This window comes from Cupriavidus sp. SIMBA_020 (genome assembly GCF_046535395.1).
Classification (GTDB): domain Bacteria; phylum Pseudomonadota; class Gammaproteobacteria; order Burkholderiales; family Burkholderiaceae; genus Cupriavidus; species Cupriavidus campinensis.
This window is the reverse complement of the sequence record NZ_JAWRWU010000837.1, coordinates 1-263: the sequence shown is the minus strand read 5'-3', so window position 1 is coordinate 263 and position 263 is coordinate 1. Positions and strand designations below refer to the sequence as shown.

1 pseudogene is annotated in these 263 nt (G+C 64.3%); it reads right to left on the bottom strand.

The features are described 5' to 3' along the window. A pseudogene (locus SB751_RS31735) lies at window positions 1–263 on the bottom strand (hypothetical protein); the annotation flags it as partial.

The window sequence follows — 263 nt, the reverse complement described above, 5'->3', positions numbered from 1 at the left end:
AGCTTGCCGGCGTTGCCCGGGCCGATCGGCAGCGTGCCGTGCTGGAATTGCTCGACGATGCGGTCGACGACCTGGAACACCTTGAGCTCGTCGAACATCGCGGCGACGATCATCGGGCCCATCACGCGCACGTTGTCGGCGACGATATTCGCGTCCTCCAGATCCTCGAGGTTCGGCAGGTCGATGCCGAGATCGGCGATCGCGTTCTCGCCGCCGATGTTCTGGACCGTGTTCAGCTCCTCGTTGATGCGGCGGCGCAATTG